Consider the following 5251-nt stretch of genomic DNA (forward strand, 5'->3'; position numbering starts at 1 on the left):
CAAATCGGAACACCGGCCGGAATGAAATCGGAATGACTGGCCGGCTTCAAATCGGAATCGATGGCCGGCTTCGTCGGAATACGCAAGGTCGTCGAAGCTTCAGTGATTCTCGGAGAACCGGATGAAAGGTCCACAAGAATGCCCGGCTGACGGCGCGCGGTCGAGAGCGAATTGTAAGGCAGGTCGAGAGCGGGAAAACACCGGAGGCCGTTGCCGAAGCCGCAGGCGGATGCCCCGCATGGGCCGGGTTCTTCAGCAGGTCGGCCTCGGGGCCCGGGAATTCATCTCCTGACAGGGCTCTGGTCCTTCGCCGGGCCGGACTCGGAGAGCTCTACAGATGCCGAGCGCAACGAGGTCTCCCGCCAGATCAACGCGATCCCGTCGCGTCTGGGCTCGGGCTGGATGATCCAAGGTCGAGGCGGTGCGGGTCGCGACCTCCGATTATTCCCGCACGCGAGGAATGCCTTTTCCGGACCCGCTCGCAGATCGCGCAGCTGGCGGAGCAGATCCAACCAGCTGAAGATCCACGAAAACATGCTGCAGAACACGGCTGTCGGGCGAAATGAAAAACTGACCCCCTAACGAAGCGAAGAACTGACCCCTCGTATCAAACGAGGAGTGATGGATGACGATCGAGATTTCAGCGCATCCTGCATTGTCGCGAACGATGCAGGGCGGGGATATGCTTCAGGCTGATGAGGTGGTGGCAATGTTGCGGCTGCACGAGCTTGGTTGGGGTGCCAAACGTCTATCCAAGGAATTTGGATGCGCGCGTCATACGGTTCGCCGATATCTCCGAGAGGGCGGAGCTTCACCGTTTAAACAGCCTGCCCGGCGCAGTGCGTTCGACGGGCTTGATGATTGGCTTCGAGAGCGTTTTTTCCGGCATGACGGTAATGCGGATGTGATCCGCCAAGAGTTGGCGAGCGAGCACGGAATTATCATCGGTCTGCGTTCTGTGGAGCTTCGAGTGCGGCAGTGGCGGCGAGAGCTAAAGGCACAGAAGCGGGCGACGGTCCGCTTCGAAACGGCGCCGGGCCATCAGATGCAGATCGACTTCGGTGACACGAAGGTGTGGATCGGCGGCGAGCGGGTTCGGGTTCACCTGTTCGTGGGGACGCTGGGTTATTCGCGGCGGATGCATGCTCGCGCGTCACTCAGGGAGCGCCAGGCAGACTGGTTTGAAGGCATGGAAGGTGCCTTCCTGCGGTTCGGCGGGGTTCCGGCGGAAGTGCTGATCGACAATGCGAAGGCCCTGGTCGAGCACCATGATGCGGTGACGCGGGAGGTGAGATTCAACGCACGACTGCATGCTTTTGCCCGTTATTGGGGCTTCACGCCGCGGGCCTGCGCGCCGTATCGGCGAGAACGAAAGGCAAGGACGAGCGCGGCGTCGGCTACGTCAAGAAGAACGCGATCGCCGGGCGGCGCTTCGAGAGCTGGGCCGAATTCGAAGCGCACCTGGACCGATGGACACGCGACGTAGCCGACCAGCGTGAACACGGCACCACCGGTGTCAAACCGGCGGAGCGTTTTGCCGACGAAGCCAAGGCGCTACGCCCGCTGGCCGGCCGGGCACCCTTCGGACAATTGCGGGATCTGGTTCGCAAGGTTCAAGCCGATTGCGCAATCGACCTCGATACCAACAGCTACTCCGTCCCTTGGCGCCTGATCGGCGAAAGCGTTCAGGTCGTGGTGCTGGCCGGCCGCGTGATTATCCGTCATGCCGGCCAGGTCGTCGCCGACCATCCCCTGTGCCGTGGGCGACGACAGCGGATTGTGGACCGGGCGCATTTTGTTGGCGTGGCCGGCTTCGAGGGGCCGGTACGTAAAGAACCCATCGAGACCGCTCCCGCTGTCTTGCTGCGGCCGCTTGCGGAATATGAGGCGGTGGTCGGAGGAGGCTGGTGATGACGAACGTGGATCATGACGTGCTGATCGCAACGCTCGACCGGCTGAAACTGACGGCGATCCGCGACCAGCTCGACACGTTGCTGGACGAGGCAGCGCGTTCGAAGATGACATTGCGTGAGGCTCTCGCCTTCCTGGTGTCGCGCGAGATCGCGCGGCGCGACGAGCGGCGCATATCGATGTCGAGCAAGCTGGCGCAGTTCCCGTTCGTGCGCGAACTGGGCGGCTTCGACTTCGAGGCGCAGCCCTCGCTGGATCAGGGGCAGATCAGAGAGCTTTCGACCTGCCGCTGGATCGCTCACGGCGACACCGTGCTATTCCTTGGACCGACCGATCCCACGACATAATGCATACCTCGCTATGTTATTGAAAAAGCTGGATCTGCTGATCCTGTGATTGTGATAATGGACTGTGTCCGCTCCTGCCGGAATGGTGCTGGATATCGAGTTGCTCGATATCTTCATGACGGATGATCCAGGGCGTACCCTTGCAATACTGCTCGGCCTTCAGATCGCCGGCGCGGATCATGCGCAGCACGGTCATTGGCCGCAGGCCGAGCTTCGCAGCCGTTTCCTGCAATGTATACTCGCCGCGCTCCGACCGTTCGTCCTTTTTGTAGACGGCGATGTCGTGCTGGTTGCGGAAAGTGCAGACACGGGACTGCGTCCATCCGTTCAGACGACCCGTGGTTTTGCCGAGCCGGTTGAGAAGCGATGCGATCGCTCTATCCGGCAATTGGCGTGCCAGGGCACGGATCAGGTCCTCGATGTCCGGCGGGGCGCCCCAACGGTGATGGCCTGCCTTGTTCTTCCTGACCGAAAGCGCGGTATGGTCGCCGCCCTGCCAATGCACCAGCATTTTGATGTGGTCGTCTTCGATGGCGACGACAATCTCGCGGATCACGGCACGGATGATCCGCTTGCGCGTGGTGGCGGTGGCGTTGGCATGATGCCATGCCAGTTCGAGATCGGCGCCCATGCGCAGCAGGCTCCGCCGTTCCTCTTCTCCCAGAGCCTCAGGCTTGTGGCGGTCGAGCGCGTCAAGCTCGTCCTGACGCTCGCGGACGGCTACGAGCGCGGCATTCCAGCGTCGCTCCAGTTCGCCTGCTACAAGCCGGTTGTCCGGGTCGACGGCGTCATACTGGCGGCGTGCATGGGCGGCTTCATAACGTGCCTGCTCGAGTGCGAGCTCCACATGGCGCCGCTTCTCTCCAGCCTGCACGGTGGAGGTCTCGATGGCCTTGATCGCCGCTTCCATGCCGAGCGGTTGAAGGCGTTGAAGAACCTCCGCGCTGACCGCCTGATCGACCCGCAACGATCCGAAGCCGATGCACGGGTCGGTTCCGTGGTTGACCTGCGCTCCGCGGCAATGATAGCGCCCCGTATTGCCGTTGCTGCCGGAATAGGAGACATGCAGCTTGCGGCCGCAATGGCCGCAGCGCAAGAGACCGCCGAGCAGCAACTCGCCCCGGCGAAGAGCACCGCGCGGCACCAGGCCTTTGCTTGTGGCATTGTCCGTGATCAGGCGCTGATTCCTCTCAAATCGTACCAGCTCAGGTAACCTTCGTGATGGTCGATGAGCAAGACCTCCCAGTCGGCGCGATCGCGCCTGATCCCACGCAAAATCCGTTTGCGTCCGGCCTCTATGGTGACTTTGCTGCAGGTTCGCCCGAACGCATAGGCGCCGGCGTAGATCGGGTTGGTGAGAATGTGGAGCACCGTATTGTAGACGGGCAGCTTCCAGACGATCGCCCTGTCCGCCGCGCGCGTGTAATTTACGGCAGGGAGCATAATGCCCTCGCGGCGCAACCACAGATGCACCTGCCGGATGCTCTGCAGTTCGTCGAAACGCCGGAATACAAGATCGATCGCCTCGCGGATCCGCAGGTCCGGGTCTTTCTCGACCCGGTTCCGGCCCGACTTGACGTAACCGATCGCCACCGTCAGGAAAAGTTCGCCCCGTCGTGCCTTCTGCTTCAGGGCTTCGATCGAGCGGGCCCGCAGGATCGAAAGCTCCAGTTCGCTCATCGTGCCCTTCATGCCGAGCAGCAGCCTGTCGTTGGGATGACGCGGTTCGTAGATGCCGTCCTCATCGATGATGAGCGTTCCGACAAGGCCGCAAAACTCGATGAGCGTATGCCAGTCCCGGCCATTGCGGGCCAGCCGGGAGGCTTCAATGGCGAGGACCGCACCAACCCGACCTTCGCAGATCGCCGCCAGAAGCTTCTCAAAGCCCGGACGGCTGATGCCAGACCCTGAACGACCGAGATCTTCATCGATGACGATGGCGTCTTTCCAGCCAAGGGACCGCGCTCGCTCGGCAAGGCCATATTGGCGTCGCCGGCTCTCGGGATTGTTGACGAGTTGATCGGCCGTCGACTGCCGGACATAGACATAGGCACCGCGCGCGAGATGTTCAGCGGTGATCTTCATGATCTGCCTCCCGTCCCGTCTGGCTCACCACCGCTTCCCTCAGCAAGGTCTCGATCAGCGGGAGGGTGCGTTCCCGGACTTCGCCTGGAAGACTCGATGGCGGAGCCTTCTTGGAAAACAGGTCTGGCTGGTCGGTTCGGCATTGCCTGCGCTGCATGGTCGTCTCCTGGCTGGCGTGAGTCGCTCTGCAGAAAACGTAGACATGCATCGACCTCGCGGCGCAGGTCGCGCAGACATGAAAGGGGAAAACGGGGCGCCTCGCGAACCGCCATCGTCAGGGCGATCTCTTCCGTCATCCAGATCGGAATCAGCGCCAGGCTGCCATCCGGTTGTCGCCCGACATAGGCCGGCTCACCGCAATAACGCTGACGGCCTGTGACGAAAATCTCCCCGCCCGAACGTGGATGAAAGGCGTAACGGACAATCTTCTTTGCCTCGCCATCCTGATAACGGGCATTATGAGCCCAGTCCGCCAGGGACAGGCAAGACGCACCTGGCTGTGAGTCTCGGCCGCGAGGCCATCCGCCAGAATTACAACGTCCAGTTCGTCACGGCGGCCACCTTGGTGGCGATGCTGGCAAAGGCTCACAACGACGGCTCGCTCGACAAGCAGTTGACGATCCTGTCGCGGCCGAAATTGCTGATCATCGACGAGCTGGGTTACCTACCCTTCGAGGCCAATGCCGCCCACCTGTTCTTCCAACTGGTGTCCCGGCGCTACGAGAAGGGCTCGATCCTGATCACCTCAAATCGCTCCGTGGGCGAATGGGGAAGTGTTTTTGGGGACCCTGTCGTCGCCACGGCGATATTGGACCGCCTGCTTCACCACTCGACGGTGATCACCATCCGGGGTGACAGCTACCGGCTCCGCGAAAAGCGCCGCTCCGGCCTTCTGCAGAAGGCCGGAG

The 5251-nt window shown here is 62.0% G+C and carries 3 protein-coding genes and 5 pseudogenes; 4 read left to right on the forward strand and 4 right to left on the reverse strand.

What is annotated here, in order from left to right; translation table 11 throughout:
• Positions 1 to 300: 300 nt before the first annotated feature.
• The 3 pseudogenes from NKJ72_RS31115 to istB (NKJ72_RS30685) all read left to right on the forward strand — a co-directional run.
• Positions 301 to 481, forward strand: a pseudogene (locus tag NKJ72_RS31115) (hypothetical protein); the annotation flags it as partial.
• Between the two features lie 144 nt (positions 482 to 625).
• Positions 626 to 1911, forward strand: a pseudogene (gene istA / locus NKJ72_RS30680) (IS21 family transposase).
• A pseudogene (istB, locus tag NKJ72_RS30685) lies at positions 1911 to 2240 on the forward strand (IS21-like element ISSme2 family helper ATPase IstB); the annotation flags it as partial. The pseudogenes istA and istB (NKJ72_RS30685), both read left to right, overlap by 1 nt.
• 34 nt (positions 2241 to 2274) lie before the next feature.
• Here the strand turns inward: istB (NKJ72_RS30685) and NKJ72_RS30690 are convergent.
• From NKJ72_RS30690 to NKJ72_RS30705, 4 genes and pseudogenes are all read right to left on the reverse strand, one after another.
• Positions 2275 to 3168, reverse strand: a complete 894-nt coding sequence (locus tag NKJ72_RS30690) for a helix-turn-helix domain-containing protein (protein WP_352480765.1) — start codon at positions 3166 to 3168, stop codon at positions 2275 to 2277.
• A 96-nt stretch (positions 3169 to 3264) separates the two neighbouring features.
• Positions 3265 to 3402, reverse strand: a pseudogene (locus NKJ72_RS30695) (recombinase zinc beta ribbon domain-containing protein); the annotation flags it as partial.
• 29 nt (positions 3403 to 3431) lie between these two features.
• Positions 3432 to 4343, reverse strand: a complete 912-nt coding sequence (locus NKJ72_RS30700) for a recombinase family protein (RefSeq protein ID WP_352480764.1) — start codon at positions 4341 to 4343, stop codon at positions 3432 to 3434.
• A complete protein-coding gene (locus NKJ72_RS30705) occupies positions 4327 to 4500 on the reverse strand; it encodes a hypothetical protein (protein ID WP_156933500.1) in 174 nt (57 codons plus the stop codon). Before NKJ72_RS30705 ends, NKJ72_RS30700 begins: the two co-directional genes overlap by 17 nt.
• A 312-nt stretch (positions 4501 to 4812) precedes the next feature.
• On the opposite strand from NKJ72_RS30705, the pseudogene istB (NKJ72_RS30710) reads away from it, so the two are divergent.
• Positions 4813 to 5251: pseudogene (istB, locus tag NKJ72_RS30710) on the forward strand (IS21-like element ISSme2 family helper ATPase IstB); the annotation flags it as partial.

This window comes from Mesorhizobium sp. M0045, from assembly GCF_040323385.1.
Lineage (GTDB): Bacteria > Pseudomonadota > Alphaproteobacteria > Rhizobiales > Rhizobiaceae > Mesorhizobium.

Excerpts from the sequence above, each read along its gene's own strand:
- NKJ72_RS30690 (WP_352480765.1), bottom strand. The coding sequence starts at position 3,168 with ATGGAAGCGGCGATCAAGGCCATCGAGACCTCCACCGTGCAGGCTGGA.
- NKJ72_RS30700 (WP_352480764.1), bottom strand. The coding sequence starts at position 4,343 with ATGAAGATCACCGCTGAACATCTCGCGCGCGGTGCCTATGTCTATGTC.
- NKJ72_RS30705 (WP_156933500.1), bottom strand. The coding sequence starts at position 4,500 with ATGCAGCGCAGGCAATGCCGAACCGACCAGCCAGACCTGTTTTCCAAG.